The sequence below is a fragment of the Mesorhizobium sp. M0587 genome, assembly GCF_040320945.1.
GTDB lineage: Bacteria > Pseudomonadota > Alphaproteobacteria > Rhizobiales > Rhizobiaceae > Mesorhizobium.
Window position 1 is genome coordinate 1 of sequence record NZ_JAMYQP010000014.1, and the last position, 19,147, is coordinate 19,147.

Annotated in this window: 24 protein-coding genes and 1 pseudogene; 14 read left to right on the plus strand and 11 right to left on the minus strand. The window is 62.9% G+C overall.

The annotated features are described in order from the left end of the window. Nucleotides 1–173: 173 nt before the first annotated feature. From NKI49_RS14925 to NKI49_RS14950, 6 genes are all read right to left on the minus strand, one after another. Nucleotides 174–1,784, minus strand: a complete 1,611-nt coding sequence (locus NKI49_RS14925; RefSeq protein ID WP_352602315.1) for an NTP transferase domain-containing protein — start codon at nucleotides 1,782–1,784, stop codon at nucleotides 174–176. Nucleotides 1,785–1,868: 84 nt separating this feature from the next. Continuing rightward, nucleotides 1,869–2,606 carry an XdhC family protein gene (locus NKI49_RS14930; RefSeq protein ID WP_352602317.1) on the minus strand — a complete coding sequence of 246 codons (738 nt, stop codon included), beginning with the start codon at nucleotides 2,604–2,606 and terminating at the stop codon, nucleotides 1,869–1,871. Nucleotides 2,607–2,612: 6 nt separating this feature from the next. After that, nucleotides 2,613–2,951: an XdhC family protein gene (locus NKI49_RS14935; protein ID WP_352602319.1), complete on the minus strand. Its 339-nt coding sequence runs from the start codon at nucleotides 2,949–2,951 to the stop codon at nucleotides 2,613–2,615. Nucleotides 2,952–3,005: 54 nt separating this feature from the next. Continuing rightward, the gene (locus tag NKI49_RS14940) at nucleotides 3,006–4,256 is read right to left on the minus strand and encodes a vWA domain-containing protein (protein WP_352602321.1); all 1,251 of its coding nucleotides are present in this window, start codon (nucleotides 4,254–4,256) and stop codon (nucleotides 3,006–3,008) included. Between the two features lie 7 nt (nucleotides 4,257–4,263). Beyond that, nucleotides 4,264–5,193 carry an AAA family ATPase gene (locus tag NKI49_RS14945; protein WP_027028140.1) on the minus strand — a complete coding sequence of 310 codons (930 nt, stop codon included), beginning with the start codon at nucleotides 5,191–5,193 and terminating at the stop codon, nucleotides 4,264–4,266. A gap of 25 nt (nucleotides 5,194–5,218) precedes the next feature. Further along, complete coding sequence (locus tag NKI49_RS14950; protein ID WP_352602323.1) at nucleotides 5,219–5,713, minus strand: flavin reductase; 495 nt, start codon at nucleotides 5,711–5,713, stop codon at nucleotides 5,219–5,221. A gap of 179 nt (nucleotides 5,714–5,892) precedes the next feature. Between NKI49_RS14950 and NKI49_RS14955 the strand changes: the two genes are divergently transcribed. Both NKI49_RS14955 and NKI49_RS14960 read left to right on the plus strand, forming a co-directional pair. Further along, the gene (locus NKI49_RS14955) at nucleotides 5,893–6,966 is read left to right on the plus strand and encodes a branched-chain amino acid ABC transporter substrate-binding protein (RefSeq protein ID WP_352602325.1); all 1,074 of its coding nucleotides are present in this window, start codon (nucleotides 5,893–5,895) and stop codon (nucleotides 6,964–6,966) included. Further along, the gene (locus NKI49_RS14960; protein WP_352602327.1) at nucleotides 6,966–7,991 is read left to right on the plus strand and encodes a P1 family peptidase; all 1,026 of its coding nucleotides are present in this window, start codon (nucleotides 6,966–6,968) and stop codon (nucleotides 7,989–7,991) included. Before NKI49_RS14955 ends, NKI49_RS14960 begins: the two co-directional genes overlap by 1 nt. 15 nt (nucleotides 7,992–8,006) lie before the next feature. Here NKI49_RS14960 and NKI49_RS14965 read toward each other — a convergent pair whose 3' ends face one another. After that, nucleotides 8,007–8,261: a DUF2171 domain-containing protein gene (locus tag NKI49_RS14965; protein ID WP_352602329.1), complete on the minus strand. Its 255-nt coding sequence runs from the start codon at nucleotides 8,259–8,261 to the stop codon at nucleotides 8,007–8,009. A gap of 131 nt (nucleotides 8,262–8,392) precedes the next feature. Here NKI49_RS14965 and NKI49_RS14970 point away from each other — a divergent pair. The 3 genes and pseudogenes from NKI49_RS14970 to purB all read left to right on the plus strand — a co-directional run. Next, nucleotides 8,393–8,599: pseudogene (locus tag NKI49_RS14970) on the plus strand (DUF2259 domain-containing protein); the annotation flags it as partial. Between the two features lie 101 nt (nucleotides 8,600–8,700). Further along, nucleotides 8,701–9,165 carry a hypothetical protein gene (locus NKI49_RS14975; protein WP_352602331.1) on the plus strand — a complete coding sequence of 155 codons (465 nt, stop codon included), beginning with the start codon at nucleotides 8,701–8,703 and terminating at the stop codon, nucleotides 9,163–9,165. Nucleotides 9,166–9,224: 59 nt separating this feature from the next. Continuing rightward, nucleotides 9,225–10,532, plus strand: coding sequence for an adenylosuccinate lyase (gene purB / locus NKI49_RS14980; RefSeq protein WP_352602333.1), 1,308 nt, complete (start codon nucleotides 9,225–9,227; stop codon nucleotides 10,530–10,532). A gap of 51 nt (nucleotides 10,533–10,583) precedes the next feature. On the opposite strand, the gene NKI49_RS14985 is transcribed toward purB, so the two are convergent. Next, the gene (locus NKI49_RS14985; RefSeq protein ID WP_352602335.1) at nucleotides 10,584–11,396 is read right to left on the minus strand and encodes a VOC family protein; all 813 of its coding nucleotides are present in this window, start codon (nucleotides 11,394–11,396) and stop codon (nucleotides 10,584–10,586) included. 242 nt (nucleotides 11,397–11,638) lie between these two features. Here NKI49_RS14985 and NKI49_RS14990 point away from each other — a divergent pair, with 242 nt between their 5' ends. Continuing rightward, complete coding sequence (locus NKI49_RS14990) at nucleotides 11,639–12,187, plus strand: RBBP9/YdeN family alpha/beta hydrolase (protein ID WP_352602337.1); 549 nt, start codon at nucleotides 11,639–11,641, stop codon at nucleotides 12,185–12,187. A gap of 170 nt (nucleotides 12,188–12,357) precedes the next feature. Beyond that, a complete protein-coding gene (locus NKI49_RS14995) occupies nucleotides 12,358–13,527 on the plus strand; it encodes an acyltransferase family protein (protein ID WP_352602339.1) in 1,170 nt (389 codons plus the stop codon). A 39-nt stretch (nucleotides 13,528–13,566) separates the two neighbouring features. Here the strand turns inward: NKI49_RS14995 and NKI49_RS15000 are convergent, their stop codons facing one another. Further along, complete coding sequence (locus NKI49_RS15000) at nucleotides 13,567–14,340, minus strand: HpcH/HpaI aldolase family protein (protein WP_352602341.1); 774 nt, start codon at nucleotides 14,338–14,340, stop codon at nucleotides 13,567–13,569. A 104-nt stretch (nucleotides 14,341–14,444) separates the two neighbouring features. Beyond that, entirely contained in the window at nucleotides 14,445–14,765 is a 321-nt protein-coding gene (locus tag NKI49_RS15005) for a DUF1476 domain-containing protein (protein WP_027028128.1), read from the minus strand. Between the two features lie 274 nt (nucleotides 14,766–15,039). Between NKI49_RS15005 and purC the strand changes: the two genes are divergently transcribed. The 7 genes from purC to NKI49_RS15040 are packed head-to-tail and all read left to right on the plus strand — an operon-like array spanning nucleotide 15,040 to nucleotide 18,823. Next, nucleotides 15,040–15,834, plus strand: coding sequence for a phosphoribosylaminoimidazolesuccinocarboxamide synthase (gene purC / locus NKI49_RS15010; RefSeq protein ID WP_352602343.1), 795 nt, complete (start codon nucleotides 15,040–15,042; stop codon nucleotides 15,832–15,834). Between the two features lie 29 nt (nucleotides 15,835–15,863). After that, on the plus strand, nucleotides 15,864–16,106 hold the full coding sequence (purS, locus tag NKI49_RS15015) for a phosphoribosylformylglycinamidine synthase subunit PurS (protein WP_352602564.1): 243 nt from the start codon (nucleotides 15,864–15,866) through the stop codon (nucleotides 16,104–16,106). A gap of 18 nt (nucleotides 16,107–16,124) precedes the next feature. After that, nucleotides 16,125–16,379: a hypothetical protein gene (locus NKI49_RS15020; protein ID WP_352602345.1), complete on the plus strand. Its 255-nt coding sequence runs from the start codon at nucleotides 16,125–16,127 to the stop codon at nucleotides 16,377–16,379. Then, entirely contained in the window at nucleotides 16,376–17,044 is a 669-nt protein-coding gene (gene purQ, locus NKI49_RS15025) for a phosphoribosylformylglycinamidine synthase subunit PurQ (RefSeq protein ID WP_027028124.1), read from the plus strand. The genes NKI49_RS15020 and purQ overlap by 4 nt, the downstream gene beginning before the upstream one ends. A 56-nt stretch (nucleotides 17,045–17,100) precedes the next feature. Continuing rightward, nucleotides 17,101–17,766 (plus strand): glutathione S-transferase family protein, encoded by a 666-nt coding sequence (locus NKI49_RS15030; RefSeq protein ID WP_352602347.1) that lies wholly within the window; start codon nucleotides 17,101–17,103, stop codon nucleotides 17,764–17,766. 5 nt (nucleotides 17,767–17,771) lie between these two features. After that, on the plus strand, nucleotides 17,772–18,170 hold the full coding sequence (locus NKI49_RS15035; RefSeq protein WP_352602566.1) for a hypothetical protein: 399 nt from the start codon (nucleotides 17,772–17,774) through the stop codon (nucleotides 18,168–18,170). A 2-nt stretch (nucleotides 18,171–18,172) separates the two neighbouring features. Further along, a complete protein-coding gene (locus tag NKI49_RS15040; protein ID WP_352602349.1) occupies nucleotides 18,173–18,823 on the plus strand; it encodes a Pr6Pr family membrane protein in 651 nt (216 codons plus the stop codon). Here the strand turns inward: NKI49_RS15040 and NKI49_RS15045 are convergent. Next, nucleotides 18,804–19,055 carry a DUF1127 domain-containing protein gene (locus NKI49_RS15045; protein WP_352602351.1) on the minus strand — a complete coding sequence of 84 codons (252 nt, stop codon included), beginning with the start codon at nucleotides 19,053–19,055 and terminating at the stop codon, nucleotides 18,804–18,806. The genes NKI49_RS15040 and NKI49_RS15045 overlap by 20 nt on opposite strands. Between the last annotated feature and the right edge of the window lie 92 nt (nucleotides 19,056–19,147).

Here is a 19,147-nt window from a genome sequence, read left to right on the forward strand (position 1 = left end):
CCCGCCCGCCCGGGGCCGCCGGCCGCCCCCCGCCCCCCCGCCCCCCCGCCCGCCCCCCCCCCCCCCCCCCCCCCCCCCCCCCCCCCCCCCCCCCAGGAGGGTAGAAGTGCAAAGGTGGACGCAAGGAAACGAATAGCCATGCCAGCAGGCATGCGTAATTCAGCTTGCGTTTGTCAATCCTGCAGCACGCCGCCGGCGTTTTCGAGCGCCTCTCGGGTGTCGACATCGACCGATGCCGCATCGCCGATCTCGATATCGATGACATCGAGCCCCTCGGCCTCGACCAGGTGGCGCGCGCCGGTATCGCCCTCAAGATGAGCGATGGCCCCAAAGAGCGAGCGCGGCAACAGAACAGGGTTGCCACGCTTGCCCCCGTGCGATGCGCGGACAACCGAAGTGCCGCCGGCCTTGCGGAACGCATCGATCAGCCTGTCGAGATCGTCGGACGAAACACCCGGCATGTCGCCGAGAACGATCATGGCGCCGGCGGCATCTTCAGGCAGACAAGCAATGCCCGCCTTCAGCGATGTCGACAGGCCGTCGGCAAAATCCGGGTTGTCGGCGAAGACCACATCAAGTCCGGCCAGCGCAGTGCGCACTCTCTCGTCCTGATGGCCGGTGACGACAATCGTGCGGGACGCCTCCGAGGCCACGGCGCGCTCGGCGGTGCGGCGCACCAGCGGCTTGCCGTCGAACAGCGCCAGGAGCTTGTTCGGCCCGCCCATACGGCTCGACCGGCCGGCCGCCAGAAGCACGATGCCGACCTTGAGTTGGTTTTTGCCCGGCAGCGGTTCGCGCGGCTGCGGCCGTGTCGGGATCTCCATCAGCAGACCGCCGACCCCCATGCCGGCAATATCCTTGGCGGTAACGTCGAGACCGGCAATCAACCGATCCAGCACCCAATCGAAACCGTTCTCCTTGGGGCTGCGGGCGCAGCCCGGCGCACCGATGACGCGCTTTCCGCCGAGCGTGCCGAGCACCAGAAGATTGCCGGGGTCGACCGGCATGCCTGCCCGGATGACGGTGCCACCAGCCTTCTCGATCGCCGCCGGAACGACATCCGCGAAATCGCTCATCGCCGAGGCGCCGAAGATCACCACGAGGTCGTTGTCGTGCGCAAGCGAGGCCGCGGCTTCCGCCACCGCCGCGATCTCGTGCGGCGTGCGGCGTTCCGCCGTCAGCCTGCCGCCCGAGCGCGCCAGCCGCGCTTCGGTGACACGCAGCGTCTTGTCGAGCACGCTCGGCTTGATGCCCGGCAGCACCGTCTGGATGACGCCGACACGCACCGCCTGCCAGGCGTTGACGGCAAAGATTTCGCCGCCGCCGCAAATCCTCGTCACGGCGTCGACCAGCACGGAGCCGACCGCGAAGGGGATGATCTTCACCGTGGCCACCATCTGCCCCTTCTCGACCGGCGCATGCTGGGGCAGCGTGGCGATGGTGATGGCGGGATCGATGGCGTTGATGGCGTCGATCATCGCGGCATCGACCGTAAAGATGCCGGACGACCGCGCATGAAGGTTGACGCGCCCGGTCGCCGCCGGCCTGGCCTCGATGCCGCGAACGATCATGTTCTCGGCAATTCTTTGGGCGGCGGAGTCCTCGTCCAGATCGTCGGCAGCGAGCACCGCCGCGACGACTTCAGAAATGCCCGCCGTCTTAAGTACCGCGACATCTTCGGCGCTCAGCCTGTGAGCCTTGCGAAAACGCCGCTCGCCGGCGGTGGTGGCATGCGCCAGCACGGCACCCTCGGCCGCCTCGATCGGGATCGGGCCGAATTTCACGCCGCTGCACCCGCAGGGTGCCGCGCGTCCTTCTGGACGCGCAAAGGACGCTCTACCGTTCTTTTGAATCTACGCATCGTGCTTTTACGCATCGTGCTTTTCCAAAATCGACTCCGATTTTGGAGCCGATGCGGCGGCGTCGAGGCCGCGCGAACGGAAGGCCTGGATGGTCTGCGCGAGAATGGCGACGGCGATCTCGGCGGGGCTGGCAGCTCCGATGCCGAGCCCGATCGGCGCGTGGATACGAGCGATCTGGTCGGCGCTCGCGCCGAGCGCCAGCAAGCGCTCGACCCGCTTGGCGTGGGTCTTTCTGCTGCCGAGCGCGCCGACATAGAAGCATCCGGCGTCGAGCGCCGCCTTCAAGGCGAAGTCGTCGATCTTCGGATCATGGGTTACCGCGGCGAGCGCGGTATAGCTGTCGAGCGGCTGGCGTTTCAGCACATCCTGCGGCCAGTCCGCATGCAGCGCCACATCGGGAAAGCGGTCCGGTGTGGCGAAGGCGGTGCGCGGGTCGATGATCTCCACGGGATAGCCGGCGATCTTCGCCATCGGCGCCAGCGCCTGGCTGATGTGGACAGCACCGATCACCACCAGGCGTGGCTGCGGCAGATGCGCATTGAGAAAGAAGGTCCGCCCCTCAGCCTCGACCGAACTCGAACTGCCTGATCGAAACGCCTTGGCGATCGCGGCTCCGAGATCTCCGGCGACCTGATCGCCCTCGCGCACGATGCGGTCGCGACCATCACCGAGATCGGTGACAAGGATCGCCGCGCGGCGGGCGCGGCGTTCGGCGTTCAAAGTTTTTAAGGCGTATGGATCCATCTGCGATCAGCCCAATCTTTCAACATAGACCTTGATGCGCCCGCCGCAGGACAGGCCGACCTGCCATGCGGTTTCGTCGGCGACACCAAACTCCAGCATCCTGGGCTTGCCGCTGTCGATCACGTCGATGGCCTCCGTCACCACGGCGCCCTCGACGCAGCCGCCCGAGACGGAACCATGGAAATTGCCGTCGGCGTCGATGACCAGGTGACTGCCTGCCGGCCGAGGCGCCGACCCCCAGGTCTCGACCACGGTGGCGACGGCCACATCCTTGCCTTCCTTCATCCAGCCTTCCGCGATGATCAGGGGGTCGCGGGCCTCATCGAGATAGATGCTGTTTTCCATGATCGCTTCTCCGAGAGTCTGTTTTTCCGGGAGTCTTTCTTCGCAAACATATGGTCATGCGGCGTGCCGTGCGCCAGCGTCCAACCATCGGCGCGGGTCGACGGAACGGGCCGATTTCTTGTCCAGCGAAGCACAGAGATCGGCGAGCGCATCGAGGTTGTGCACCGAGCGGAATTCATCGACATGCGGCAGCATCGCCTTGACGCCGCGCGCGCGCGCCTGGAAGCCGTCAAAGCGCAGCAACGGGTTGAGCCAGATCAGCCGCCGGCATGATTTATGCAGGCGCTCCATTTCCTCGGACAGGCCGGCGACATCATCGCGCTCGAGGCCGTCAGTGATCAGCAAGACCACAGCGCCTTGGCCCAGCACGCGCCGCGACCATGTCAGGTTGAACTCGGCGAGCGCGTCGCCGATGCGCGTGCCGCCCGACCAGTCCCTGACCGCAACGGAACAGTCCGCGAGCGCGGCATCAGGATCGCGATGGCGCATCTGCCGGGTCAAATTGGTCAGCCGGGTGCCGAAGACGAAAGTGTGCACGCGCCGGCGTTTTTCGGTCAGCGCATGCAGGAAATGCAGGAAGATGCGTGTGTACTGGCTCATCGAGCCGGAAATGTCGGCGAGCACCACCAATGGCGGATGGACCTCGCGCGGTGAGCGGAATTTCGGCAGGATCAGCTCTCCGCCGGTACGCGCGGCCGAACGCATCATGGCGCGCGGATCGATGCGGCGGCCATGTGCATCGGACTTGAAGCGCCGGGTCCGCACCAGGTCGAAAGGCAGCCGCAGCTGGGCGATCGCCCTCCTGGCGTCCGCCATTTCCGCGGCATCCATCTGGGCAAAGTCCTTGCCCCGCAGCACCTCGTTGCCGGAAAAGGTGAAGCGGGCATCGACCTCGATTTCGGGGGGTTCCTGCGCCGGCTGGTTCTTCCGGTGACCCTCGAACATCGCCTGGCTGACGCGATTTTCCGCAGGGCGCGGCTTTTGCTTTTCCCTGACATCGGGCGCCACCGGCGAGAACATCGCCAGCAGCTTTTCGATCAGTTCGCGCGATTTCCAGAATAGCCGGAAGGCTTCGTCGAAAATGGCGTGGTCTTCGTGACGCGACACCAGCACTGCGTGCAGCGTCCAGTAGAAATCATCACGCGAGCCGATGCCGGCGACGAGTACCGCCTCGATGGCGTCCTTGACCGATGCCGGTCCGACCCGCATTCCCGCCTTGCGCAAGGTGCGGCCGAAGTAGACGATGTTGTCGGCGATGCGCCCGTCCGCTGTCGCCATTTTCGGTTCGGCGCGGAAGATTGCCATGGCCCTACTACTCCGCCGCCGAGAGTTCGGCCTTCACCTCGTTGAGGATGCGCCTGCCCTCGCCCTCGCCGATACGGGCGATGTCGTCTTGGTATTTCAGCAGCACGCCGATCGTGTCGGACACGGTTTCCGGATCGAGCGCCACCTTGTCGAGTTCGGTCAGCGCACCGGCCCAGTCTATGGTCTCGGCGACGCCCGGCACCTTGAACAGCTCGATCTGGCGCAACTTCTGGATGAACGAGACCACTTCGGCCGAAAGCCGCTGGTTGGCCTGCGGCACCTTCCGGCGCACGATCTCCAGCTCGCGTTCGGCGTTGGGATAATCGACCCAGTGATAGAGACAGCGCCGTTTCAGCGCGTCATGGATCTCGCGGGTGCGGTTCGTGGTGATGATGACGATAGGCGGTTCCTGTGCCTTGATCGTGCCGAGTTCGGGCACCGTCACCTGGAAATCGGAAAGGATCTCGAGCAGGAAGGCTTCGAACGCCTCGTCGGTGCGGTCGAGTTCGTCGATCAGGAAGACCGGGGCAGCGCCCCCTTCGCCGGTCAGCGCGTCGAGCACCGGGCGGCGGATCAGGTATTTTTCGGAGAAGACATTGCGCTCCATGGCGGAGCGGTCGACCTTGCCGGCCGCCTCCTCCATGCGGATCTCGATCATCTGCGCGGCATAGTTCCACTCGTAGACGGCGGAGGAGACATCGAGGCCCTCATAGCATTGCAAGCGGATCAGCCGGCGGCCGAGCGCCTGCGCCAGCACCTTGGCGATCTCCGTCTTGCCGACGCCGGCCTCGCCCTCGAGGAACAATGGCCGCTTCATGCGCAGCGACAGGAACAGCACGGTCGCCAGCGACCGGTCCGCCACATAATCCGCGCCGGTCAGGAGATCGAGCGTCTCGTCGATCGTCCGCGGCACGGCTCGCGCCTTCAACTCGGCCATTCTCTCTCCGTGAATGCAACCATCGTCAGAGAACGTGATAGCCGCGGTCGTGATAGATCAGCGGCCGCAAATTATCGCCCATGCGCAGGCCTGTCACCTTGCCAAAAAGCACACGATGCGTGGCCAGATCCTTGGTGTCGATCAGCTCGCAGTCGAACACGGCGAGCGCGTCTTTCAAGGTTGGCGATCCCGTGGAGATGACGTCCCATTCGGCAAGCGCGAAACGCTCCCCGACCGGCAGGCCGGTGATGCCGGAAAAGCCGATCGACAGCGGCTCCTGGTGCGAAGCCAGCGTGTTCAGGGCAAATCTGCCATTCTTCACGAACGGTTCGTTCTTGGGATTCTCGCGGTTGAGGCAAACCAGAATGGTCGGCGGCGTATCCGATACCGAACAGGCAGCGATCACGGTCGCGCCGCGCTTGCCGGCGGGCCCGTCGGTGGTAACCACATGGACGTGACCGGCAAAATGGCTCATCGCGTCGCGATAGGCCTGCGGTCCAATATCATTCTTCTTCAGCAACAGAATTTTCCACGGCCAGAAACACCACCGCTATATATGGCGAGATATGACATGCCACAAGCGAAGTGCTTGGCCCATATCCCGAATTCGCGTGTTGCACCTAGAGCGGGCAGCCTTTAGGTCTTGGCGGGAAATGACGCTTGCGAAATGCCGCAGGCTTGGAGGAACACTTCAACAGGATGCGATCCGGGGCAACGATATCCGCCGCACTGGCCTGGCTGTTCCTGACCGGCGGCGCCAGCGCCCAGACGCTAACGGTCGGCGTCGCCGCCCCTTTGTCGGGACCATTGGCCATCCTCGGCAAGCAGATCGAGGCCGGTGCCGGGCTCGCAGCGGAAGCGAACGGCATCGATCTCAGGACCGTGGATGACGCCTGTACCGCGGATGGCGGCAGGGCCGCGGCCGGGGAATTCGCCGCCGCCAAGGTTAATGTGGTGGTCGGCTTTCTCTGCACCGAGGCGATCGAGGCGGCGATGCCGATCCTGAAGGACGCCAACATTCCCGTGATCACCGTCGGCGTGCGAACCGAAAGCCTGACCGACCGCCGCGCCAAGACCGGCTGGCCGGTCTATCGCCTCGGGCCGCGCGGCGACGACGAGCGCAAAGCCGTCGCCTCTAGCCTCACCCGCCTGTGGCAGAACGAATTGTTCGCCGTCATCGACGATGGCACCATCTATGGCCGCGAGCTCGCCGAGACATTGCGCGCCGCGGCGGAGCAGGCGGCATTGAAGCCGGTCTTCGTCGACACGTTCCGACCGCAGCTCGACAACCAGATCGGGATGATTGGCCGGCTGAAGAAAGCCGGCGCGACGCACGTCTTTGCGGGCGGCGACGGCGAAGACATCGCAATCATGGGCCGCGATGCGGCGCAACTCAACGCCGGCATGGTCTTTGCCGGCGGCGAAAACCTGCGCGCACCGCCCGGCGATGTGCCGTATGCGACGGGCACGTTGATGATCGCACCGCCCGAGTGGGCCGATGTCGCCGATCCAAAAGTACTCGGCGCCTTTGCCACGCAAAGGGTCGCGCCGGACGGCTACACATTGCCGGCCTATGCTGCGGTCGAGATCGCCAAAGCGGCTTCAAGCCTGGCCGAAAGTTCAGGCAAGCCGATGACCGACGCGCTGACCGGGCAGGATTTCACCACTGCAATCGGACCGATCCGCTTCGACGCGAAAGGTGACCTCAGCCAAAACCCCTACCGCGTCTTCCGCTTCGACGGCACGCGCTTCGCGCCATTTGAAAGCAACTGATGTTCCGTACCGGCCCGCGCAATCTGATCACCGACGTTGCCGGCCTGCGCGTCGGCAACGCTTCGGATGGCAAGCTGAAATCCGGCGTCACGGCGATCCTTTGCGACGAACCGGCGGTGGCTGGCGTGCAGATCCTGGGCGGTGCACCGGGCACCCGCGAGACCGATCTGCTCGAACCGCACAACTCGGTCGAGGCGGTCCACGCCGTGGTGCTTTCTGGCGGCTCGGCTTTCGGCCTGGACGCGGCGTCCGGCGTGCAGGCGGCGCTGCGTGAACGTGGCATCGGCTTCGAGGTCGGTGGTTTTCGCGTGCCGATCGTGCCGGCGGCGATCCTGTTTGACCTGCGCAATGGCGGCGACAAAGATTGGGGCCGCTATCCGCCCTATCGCGACCTCGGCTATGAGGCGGCGCAAACCGCCGCCCCCGATTTCCAGCTCGGCACGATCGGCGCCGGCACCGGTGCGCTCACCTCGGGGTTGAAGGGTGGCTTGGGGTCGGCTTCGACACTGCTCGACAGTGGCGTCACCGTCGGCGCCCTGGCCGCCGTCAATCCCACCGGCTCGGTGACCATCAGCCGAAGCCGCCATTTCTGGGCGGCGCCGTTCGAGATCGGCGACGAATTCGGCGGGATTGGCTATCCCTCGCCAATGCCGGTCGACGCAAAGAAGATCCTGCTGAAGTACCGCGACAAACATCTCGGAAGCCAGATGGAGACCGGCGGCAACACCACCATCGCCGTCATCGCCACCGACGCCGTCCTCACCAAGGCCGCAGCAAAACGCCTGGCGATCTCGGCCCATGATGGTTTCGTGCGCGCGATATGGCCCACGCACACGCCAGCCGATGGCGATCTGGTGTTTGCGCTGGCGACGGGGACGAGTGGGGTCGAACTCACGGCCGACGCGGCGATCGATCTCTATGCGATGGCCGGCGCCACGATGGCGCGCGCCATCAGCCGCGGCGTGTTTGCCGCGACGCCAGCCGCGGGTGATCTGTTTCCAGTCTGGTCGTCCCGCTCGAGGTGAAGCGAAGGATGCCGATCAGACCCGGCCGGATTTTTCTTCCTCGAACGTCACCGCGACATCGGCATTCGCCGACAGCCACACCTTGTTGCCATCGGCCTCGGCAATCAGGCTCAGGGGAATGTAGTGATGATGACCCTTGTGAGCGCCCTCGCCGCTGTCGACCTTGGTCAGCTTGATGCGCTCGCCCTCGATCCTGTCGACGGTGCCGACATGCACGCCATCGGCGCCGACGACTTCCATATGTTCACGAATTTTGCTGGTGTCGGTCATGGTGGTTCTCCATTGGGACTGCCGACAATAACAAATGACCGGCCGATTGGATGCATCGGCTTCGACCGCACGACGTTTCGATCCAGTCGTGGTAGGGGATTGCAACGACTACGGCTGCCGGAGTGAGAAGAATGCGACTGCTTTTCCTGTTCGCCCTTTCCCTGCTCGCACAGTTTGCAATGTCCATCGCCGTTCGTGCCGGCGATGTCGCCGAGCTCGAAATCCTGGGCTTCAACAAGAACAGCAGCGTGTTCGCCTTCGAGGAGTATGGCGTCCAGGACGGATCGGGCTTTCCCTACGCCAATCGCTATTATATCGACGTGCGCCAATATGGCTTCGAGGGGCCGGACTTTCGCTGGATCGCGGTGACCGGCCGCCCGTGATACCGCTCATCCAGCCCGCCAGGCGCCATCGCGCCCTGAACCGCCTCCGGAGCGCGGTGCCGAGGCTCCATACAGCGTTTTTCGGCGCCTTGTTGTGGGCCGTGGCGATGGGCGCCAGCGCGCTGGCCAACCTGCTGTTGGGCGACTGGGAGACGCCGGAGAAAATCCGCACCGTGTCGCTGCTTTTTGCGAGCGGCGGTGCACTCGCCTTTCCGGCGGGTTTGTTTGCGGCGCGGCTGGTCTCGCTCGGCAGAGGCTCGGAGGTCGGTTTCGCCGCGGCTTTCGCATGCCTCGCTGGCGCGACGGTCGGCCTGACCAGCGGGCTGTTTGCGCTGCAATACCGATCCTATTACGCCGAATGGCATGCACCTGCCTTCACCCTCACCTGGGGCTTCCAGTTGGTCTTCACGATGCTGGTGGCGCTCTACCAGTTCGTGGTGCTGGGCATCCGGCTTTATTTTCCGCTTGGTTTCGTCGCCTTGTTTGCCGCCAGCGTCTGGTTTGCGCGGCAGCAGCGTTGAGCATTTGGTCCACCTCTGTTAGGACGCGGGCTAACCCTCCGACACATCAGGACTGACCGATGATCCCTCGCTATTCCCGGCCGGAAATGGTCGCCATCTGGTCGCCCGAAACCCGGTTTCGCATCTGGTTCGAGATCGAGGCCCATGCCTGCGACGCGCTGGCCGAACTCGGCGTCATTCCGAAGGAAGCGGCAAAAACCATCTGGCAAAAAGGCGGCGCGGCGCAATTCAACGTCGAGGCGATCGACGAGATCGAGCGCGTCACCAAGCATGATGTCATCGCCTTCCTTACTCACCTTGCCGAATTCGTCGGACCGGACGCTCGCTTCATCCACCAGGGCATGACGTCTTCGGACGTTCTCGACACTTGCTTTGCGGTTCAGCTCACCCGGGCAAGCGACATCCTGCTCGCCGATATCGACGGCCTGCTTGCGGCGCTCAGGCGCCGTGCCTTCGAGCACAAGGACACCGTCACCATCGGCCGCAGCCATGGCATTCATGCCGAGCCTACGACCTTCGGCGTCAAACTGGCGCAGGCCTATGCCGAGTTCTCGCGCTGCCGCGAGCGGCTGGTGCATGCCAGGGAAGACGTCGCCACCTGCGCGATTTCGGGCGCGGTCGGCACCTTCGCCAACATCGATCCCTATGTAGAGGAACATGTGGCGGCAAAGCTCGGCCTGAAACCGGAGCCGGTGTCGACGCAGGTGATCCCGCGCGACCGCCATGCCATGTTCTTCGCCACGCTCGGCGTCATCGCCTCGTCGATCGAACGGCTCGCGATCGAGGTCCGGCATCTGCAGCGCACCGAGGTGCTGGAAGCGGAAGAGTATTTTTCGCCGGGCCAGAAAGGCTCGTCGGCGATGCCGCACAAGCGCAACCCGGTGCTGACCGAAAACCTCACCGGCCTTGCCCGCATGGTGCGCTCCATGGCGCTGCCGGCGATGGAGAATGTGGCGCTCTGGCACGAGCGCGACATCTCGCACTCCTCTGTAGAGCGGATGATCGGCCCGGACGCCACCGTGACGCTGGATTTCGCGCTGTCGCGGCTGACCAGCGTCGTCGACAAGCTGGTCGTCTATCCCGAGAACATGCTGAAGAACATGAACAAGTTCCGTGGCCTCGTGCATTCGCAGCGCGTGATGCTGGCACTGACCCAAGCGGGCCTGTCGCGTGAGGACTCCTATCGGCTGGTGCAGCGCAACGCCATGAAAGTGTGGGAGCAAGGCGCTGATTTTCTTGAAGAACTGCTGGCCGACAAGGAAGTGACTGCGGCGCTGCCCGAGGCGGAAATTCGCGAGAAATTCGACTTGGCCTATCACACCAAGCACGTTGACACGATTTTCAAGCGGGTGTTTGGGGAAGCCTGAGGTCCCCTTTCTCCCTGTTCACGGGAAGAAAGGGGCTGTCGCCACCTCCGCTCACGCCTTGCCAGGCACAGTCCTGATCACCGTACCCCAGGGATCCTCGCGGGTCGTCTCGCCGGTCACATTGTCCGAGCGCATTTCGACCCATGCTAGACCCGCGCGCGAGGCGTCTCGCCGGCCAGCACCTGGGCTGCGCCAGGCATTGGCGCCGATGTGGTGGTGATAACCACCGGATGACAGGAACACCGCCTGGCCACCGTATTTGGCCACCGTGTCGAAGCCGAATTCCTGGTTCCACCAGGCCTCGGCGTCTTCCGGCCTGCCGACGCGCAGGTGGACATGGCCGACAATGCTGTTTTCCGGCGCGCCCTGCCAGCCGGCATCGCCCGCCGGCACATCGGCGACGACGGAGGGAATGTTCAGCCGTTCGGTTGCCATGGCGATCTTGTCGCCATTCCATTTCCAGTCCTGCGGACGGCGGTCGGCATAGATTTCGATGCCGTTGCCCTCGGGATCCGTCAGGTACAGCGCCTCGCTGACCAGATGGTCCGAGGCACCCTCGATGGCGATGTTGTCGGCGATCGCGTGATTGATCCAGCGGCCGAGATCGGCGCGGCTGGGCAGCAGGAAAGCCGTATGGAACAGGCCGGCGCTCTGCGGATCGTCCGGCTTGGCCGAAGGATCCGCCTCGATGACCAGCAGCGGACGGTTCGCAGCGCCAAGCGTGATCGCACCACCGGCACGGCTCAATTCCCTGAGCCCGACGACGCTGCGATAGTAGGCGGCGAGACCCTCGGCGTCGCGCGCTTTCAGGCCGACGCGCGACACGCTGACCGGCGTGGTCGCGGCAAAAGGCAGTTCACTCATCAGACTCTCCGTTCGGCCGGCCCTGAAATTCCCAAAACCGGGAGCCCCGCGCCGCCGCTCATTATACGTCGTGTCAGTTCCAAAGGAGGATTCTGCACACGGCTGTTTCTTGTCTTGACGTAAATCGTCTATCGGCATCGTTCACACAAGGCTTGAAGAAGCGAACATCGTGTTCACTATTGTGATCAAGAGCGCGGTCCAGGACCGTTGCACGAAGCGATGCCGCTCGCTATCTCAGCGCCATGAAGGTCAAAGACGCAGATATTCTCATCGTGCCCGGCTACACCAACTCCGGACCCGAGCATTGGCAAAGCCGCTGGCAATCGAAACTGTCGACCGCGCGGCGCGTCGAGCAGGCGGAGTGGTCGAAGCCCGTGCGCGAGGACTGGACCGCAAGCGTGGCCAAAGCCGTCAATGAGGCCGACAGGCCGGTTGTCATCGTCGCCCACTCGCTTGGCGTCGCCGCGGCCGTGCAGGCCATCCCGCAGTTCGTGAAGCCGGTCGCCGGCGCCTTCTTCGTGGCGCCACCCGATGTTGCCAATCCCAAGATCAAGCCGAAGCATCTGATGACCTTCGGCCCCTACCCGCGCGAGCCGCTGCCTTTCCCTTCGATCGTGATCGCCAGCCGCAACGACCCGTTCTGCGCCTTCGATGTCGCCGAGGACATCGCCGGCACCTGGGGCTCGCTGTTCATCGATGCCGGCGAAACCGGCCATCTCAACGCCGATTCAGGCTTTGGCCCGTGGCCCGAAGGCTCAATGACCTTCGCCAAGTTCCTGACGGACCTGTGATACAGACTGCCAAAGTCTGCGCGGAGAGCACAGGAAGAAGTCTTTGGGCTCCAATAAACAATAATTTAAGGCGGATCGCCATAATCTCTTCAGACATAGCGCAATGTGTCTGAATAAATATGCGCTACAGCTAAAATAACAATTCTTCGCCGTCAAACAAAGGCCAACACGTGCGCAAGGATGCTTCCCTCGAACTCTTGAGAGGCGTCGCGGCGCTCGTCGTTGTGAACGGGCATACTCTGCGTGCTTTTGCGCCGTCGGCGGACGGCGCTGGAGACAAGGCCGCGCAATCGCTCAAAACAAGTCTCGCTTTCATCGCCTTCAATGGCAGCTCTGCCGTCTGCTTGTTCTTCGTCCTTTCGTCCTATGTGCTTGTGAAGCGTTATTTTCAGTCCCGCAAAGCAGAAGATCTTCTGCTGGGCGCGATCAAGCGCTTGCCGCGCCTGGCTGGTCCAGTGGTTGTCGCGGTTCTGTCGTCCTGCATCATCTTCAAGCTCGACCTGTACTTTTTCGAGGATGCGGCCGCTCTCACCCAGTCTGAGTGGCTGAGCAGCTTCGGCAATGCCTCAAAGGTGCTTTCGCGAGAGACCGCGAGTTTCGCCGACGCGTTCCTGCAAGGGGCCTGGCGGACGTTCGTTTACGGTGACCGGTATTATGACAGCAGCCTTTGGACCATGATGTTCGAGTTCTGGGGCAGCATGCTGACCTTCGCCCTCGCCCCCATTATCTTTTTCGTCCAAGACCGCTCGGCGCTGCTGTCCTGGTTCGGCATCGCAATAGGCATATTCCTGACGTTGCAAGTCAGTTTCTTTTTTTGCGCCTTTCCGGCCAGCCTCCTGCTCTATTCTTTTCTTGCCATGGGTTTTCGTCCGAATCGGTGGCTGTCAGGTGCCATGGTGACGTTTTCCCTGGCGCTTCTGGGCTATGCCGGGAGTTCTGTAGGCATATACAGCCCCTTCGCCGTGCTTGAGATTGCAGTTTCCGATGTAGGCTTGCGGCAAGCCTGCGTGGCCATCCCGGCAAGCATCATGTTGGTCTACGCCATGCTGAGTATGGATGACCCACCGTCATGGCTCTCTGGTAAGGCAGCACGTTTCCTGGGCGATCTGTCTTTCCCGCTGTACCTCGTGCATGTGCCGGTCATCTGCTCACTGGGATCATGGGTCCTGTTGACCAGCGGCTCCGCCGCACTCGGCGCCACCGCGGCCATACTGGGTTCGATCCTGGCGGCTTTGCCGCTGATGGCCTTCAACAACTGGTGGGTCCGGACGATCGCTGCCCCGTTCGACAAATTGAGACGCGACCGGTCCGTCGCAGCGGCGCTCGCGGCGAAGGCCTGACCACATGATACTCGCGGCGGCCGTTCGTCCGGTTCGGATTCAGGCTTCGATCGAGTCCCGAATGCCCTTCAGCAGGGTCTTTGCCCCCAGTGAAATCAGCGAATGCTCGGATCCGGTGGCCAGCAGGCGATAGCCCATCGCCACGACGCGGCCGGCGATGGCCGGTTCGATGACATAGATCGCCGCGTGCTTGCCGGCCTTGCGGGTACGCTCGGCGATCGAGCCCACGGTTTCCATCATGCTTTCGAGCGTCGAATTGACGGTTGCGCCGTTCGACCAGGCGATCGAGAAATCCGACGGTCCGAGGAAAATGCCGTCAATGCCCGGCGTGTCGAGAATGCCGTCGAGCGCGTCGAGTGCGGCGCGCGTCTCGACCATGGCGAAGGCCATGGTGCGCTGGTTGGCGTCGCGCAGCCACTCGGCCTGGTCGCCCTTGCCATGGCGCGGGAAGGCATAGGTCGGGCCCCAGGAGCGCTCGCCGAGCGGCGGATATTTCATCGCCGCGGCGAAGAGTTTTGCATCGGCGACCGAGTTCACCATCGGCGCGATGACCGCTTCGGCGCCGAAATCGAGCGCCCGGCTCGCCATATCGAAACGGCCGACGGGAATACGCACCAGCGCCGGCTTGCCGGTTGCCAGCACCGGCGCGAGCCCCCGCAGAACGCTGTCTTCGTGATGCCCGCCATGCTGCATGTCGAGGGTGACGGCATCGAAGTCCTGTCTGGCGAGGATCTCGACGGTCAAGGCGTCCGGTACGCCCGACCAGGCGGTGATCAGCGTTTCATCGGCGGCAAGGCGGGACTTCAGGGACATCGGAGCTTTCCTTGTTAATCACCGCAGTTTCAGCTTGAAATCGCGGCAAAGGCAAAGAAAAACCGCCCGGGCGAACCGGGCGGTCGATTGGTCCAGCGGCCGGATCAGGTGTTCTTGATCTGCTCGATCGCCTGCGCCATCAGTTCGTCCATGGTGCGGCGGATCTGATGATCGGACTGATCGACACCGGCGGCATCGAAATCCTTGCGGATCTTGCGGAACACGTCGTGGTCGCCTGCTTCCTCGATATCGGAAACAACCACTTCCTTGGCATAAGCGTCGGCATCAGCGCCGGATTTTCCGAGCTTTTCGGCGGCCCACAGGCCGAGCGCCTTGTTGCGGCGCGCCGCAGCCTTGAACCGAAGTTCCTCATCGAAGGCGAACTTGCGCTCAAACCCCTCTTCGCGATCCTTCATGCTGCTCATGGCGTCCCTCCGGGTCAAATCCGATTCGTTGAAGGCGAATATGTGTGTCGCCGAAGCACAAACCAAAAGGTCGCGAGCCGGTCAATATGCTTCATTGCATGCTGCGCTGCGGCATTTCAGTCCCGAAAGCGGTTGATTGAAAGGATTTGCCGATTGAGCAAACGGTGCGATTGGGATAGACCCGGCATTGAACCCTACCGTAGCCGCACTATTTCAGGCCCACGGACAGGAAATGGTTGCTTGCCGCCTGCCCGGAAATCCAGAGAAAAATCAGATGAAAAATCGCCGCCGCATTTATGAAGGCAAGGCCAAGATCCTCTATGAGGGCCCCGAGCCGGGCACGCTCATCCAGTTCTTCAAGGATGACGCGACCGCATTCAACAAGAAGAAACACGAGGTTGTCGACGGCAAGGGCGTGCTCAACAACCGCATTTCCGAGCACATCTTCAATCATCTTAACCGCATGGGCATCCCGACCCACTTCATCCGCCGGCTCAACATGCGCGAGCAGTTGATCAAGGAAGTCGAGATCATCCCGCTCGAAGTGGTCGTGCGCAATGTCGCCGCCGGTTCGCTGTCGACGCGCCTCGGCATCGAGGAAGGCACCGTTCTGCCGCGCTCGATCATCGAATTCTATTACAAGGCCGACGCGCTCGACGATCCGATGGTGTCGGAAGAACACATTACCGCCTTCGGCTGGGCAAGCCCGCAGGAAATCGACGACGTCATGGCGCTTGCCATCCGCGTCAACGACTTCCTCTCCGGCCTGTTCATGGGCGTCGGCATCCAGCTTGTCGATTTCAAGATCGAATGCGGCCGCCTGTTCGAGGGCGACATGATGCGCATCGTCGTCGCCGACGAGATTTCGCCGGACTCCTGCCGCCTGTGGGACGTGGCGACGCAGGACAAGCTCGACAAGGACCGTTTCCGCCGCGACATGGGCGGCCTCGTCGAAGCCTACCAGGAAGTTGCCCGCCGCCTCGGAATCATGAACGAGAACGAGCCGCCGCGCCCCATGGGCCCGGTGCTTGTCGCCTCGACCGAAGGCATCAAAGGCAAGCCGCACTGACCAGGGATTCGAACAGGAGCATGTCCAGCGTGATCAAGGCCCGCATTACCGTGACCCTCAAGAACGGTGTCCTCGACCCGCAAGGCAAGGCGATCGAGCACGCGCTGTCCGGGCTGGGGTTCGGCGGCGTCGGTGCGGTGCGCCAGGGTAAGGTGTTCGACGTCGAACTGGCGGAAAGCGACAAGACCAAGGCCGAGGCCGATCTGAAGGCGATGTGCGACAAGCTGCTGGCGAATACCGTGATTGAGAACTATAGTGTGACACTTACCTGAGGTTGTACCGGAGGCATGATGTCGGAAGTCACGAATGAATTGATGTTCGAACTTCTGAAGCGCGTGCATCACGAAGTCGCTGAACTCCGTCAAGATGACGCCAAGGTTAAGCGGGAGTTGAATGTGATACGCGGCCACATGGTCGCGACCCAAAACGATATCCATAACATATATGGCATTCTCACTCGTCACGACGATCGGATCGAACGCATAGAACGCCGTACCGACCTGCGCGAACGCGCCAAAGCCCAGAGGCCTTACGAACCACAATGAAATCAGCCGTCGTCCTCCTGCCTGGTCTCAACCGCGACCGCGACATGATCGCGGCGCTGACCAAGATTTCCGGAAAGCCGCCGGTCACGGTGTGGCAGACCGACACCGAGATCCCGGACGTCGACCTGATCGCCATTCCGGGGGGCTTTTCCTTCGGCGACTATCTGCGTTGCGGCGCGATCGCGGCACGCATGCCCATCATGCGGGCGGTCGCCGAAAAGGCAGCTGCGGGGGTGACGGTCATCGGCGTCTGCAACGGCTTTCAGATCCTGGTTGAGGCCGGCCTGCTGCCAGGCGCCTTGATGCGCAACACTTCGCTGAAGTTCGTCTGCCGGCAGGTGAAGCTTGAGATCACCAACGCCAACACCATGTTCACCCGCCGCTATCAGCCGGGCCAGATCATCCGCTCGCCGGTCGCCCATCATGACGGCAACTACTTCGCCGATGCCGACGCGCTTGCCCGCCTCGAAGGCGAGGGACAGGTGGTGTTCCGCTATGCGGAAGGCACCAACCCCAACGGCTCGATCAACGACATTGCCGGTATCATCAACGAACGCGGCAATGTGCTCGGCCTTATGCCGCACCCGGAAAACCTGATCGAAGCGGCCCATGGCGGCAGCGACGGTCGTGGGCTGTTCGAGAGTGCGCTCGGCATTGCCGCCTGACATCATTCCAGCCCGCTTCATTGGGCAAGTCCGTTTTATGGGGGAGAGAGACGGTCATGAAACTCTATTCGCGGCCGTTGTCGCCCTATTCATCCATCGTGCGGGCGCTGGCCTACATCAAGGACGTGCCGCTCAAGATCATCGCGCCGCCGCCCGGCTTTCCGATCCCCGAAGCGTTTCGCGCCATTTCACCACTCAACCGGATTCCGGTACTGATCACCGGCTCGGGCGAGACGATCGTCGAATCGGTGGTCATCGCCGAATATCTGGAAGAGCGCTTTCCCGAACCCGCGCTGCTGCCGCCCGATTCCAAGGACCGTGCGCTGGTGCGCATGTTCGCCCGCATCACCGATCTCGATGTGCTGACACCGACGATGAAGCTTTTCGAGCTGCATTTCGTGCCGAAGCGCGACAGCGCACAGATCGACGCCCAATTCGCCCGCCTGCATCACGGACTGGCGGCAATCGAGACGCGCATGGCGCAGGGCCCGTTCGCACTCGGCAACGACATCAGCTTCGCCGACGCATGGCTAACCCCGACGCGATTCATCTTGAACAATTTCCGCGCCATGACCGGCCGCCACGACCTGCTCGACGCCTATCCCAAATTCGACGCCTATGAACAGATCGCGTCGCAGCACCCGGCATTGTCGCGAGTGTGGGGGGAGATGACCGACGGCTTGAAGATCTTTCTGTCCGAACTCGAGATGGGTGCCGCTTGATCAAGATGAAGACGATCGCCCTCGTTGTCGCGGCGGGCTTCACCCTTGCATCCTGCCAATCGACCCCAAAGAGCGCACCTGTCCCTTCTGGCAAAAGTGCCTCGCTGCTCGCCATGGAACAGGTGGCGATATCAGCCCATAAATGCTGGATCGCCAGCAAGGACCCGGCCTTCAAGCAATATCAAATGGCCAACGAACTGAACTCTTTCAGCGGCACGCCGCGTTTCCTGCTGGTGCCGGCCAAGCACTATGGCGGCAAACCCTTGCTCGTCGTGCAGGCGCAAGGCAATTCGAGCCGCGTCGAGGCGTTCGGACCACTGATGAACGACCCGCTGGGCGCGCGCATCGGCTTGGACATCGCACGCTGGCAAACGGGCAATCCCGCCTGCGCCGCAGCCGCATAGCGGTGGGCCGCTTTCTGCAGGTCGCGGGCCTGGCCATAGGTCTGGCCGGGCTTGTCCTGCAGTTCTGCATCACCATTCCGGCGTCGATGGAAGCGGGCCGCGGCCTGCCTGGTTCGATAGTCTTCTATTTCAGCTTCTTCACTATCCTGACCAATTTCGGCGCGGTGCTGGTGCATATGTCGCTGCTGTCGCCAGCCGCGCACCCATGGCTGCCTGCCTTCGCCGGCCCCCGGATCCGGGCCGGAGTCGCGGTTTCAATCACTCTGGTGTTCATCGTCTACGCCACGGTGCTGGCCCGGCTCTGGCATCCGCAGGGCTTGTTCCTGCTCTGCGATGTCCTTCTGCACTATGTGACACCGGTGCTGTTCGTGCTGTGGTGGCTGACAGCGGGCGCAGACGGCAGGACCCGCTGGGCCGACATATCCTGGTGGATGCTCTACCCCATTGCCTATCTGGCCTATGCGCTGGCGCGAGCGCCATTTGCCGGCGAGGTGCCCTACCCGTTCCTCGATGTCGCCAGGAACGGAGCGGCCAGCGTCGCATTGGCGGCGCTCGCTATCACCGGGCTGTTCCTGGTGATATGCGTCGTCGCCGTTCCCGTCGATCACGGTGTCGCGCAGCTCAGGACCAAGGCTAATCCCAGAAGGGCCTGATGCCCTCCCGATGGGCATCGCAGCGCGAGACGCCGATATCCTTGAGCTGATCGTCGGTCATTTCGAGCAGCGCCAGCCGGTTGCGCCGACGATCAAGCATCGCGTCGATCCATCTCGCCAGCGACGTGAACACGCGCACCACGCGGCTGACAAAGCCTCGCCGGCCCGATGGGCGTACCGCTTGGCCCGACAATTCGGCTGTTGAACGGTGGATTGTCACAATTGTATTCATTTTCTTTCCGCCAGAACCTTCAATTGCGCCCTTTTTGATGCGATACTGATATGTATTGACTCCCAAATGCACGCAATATAGAAAATTGTCAC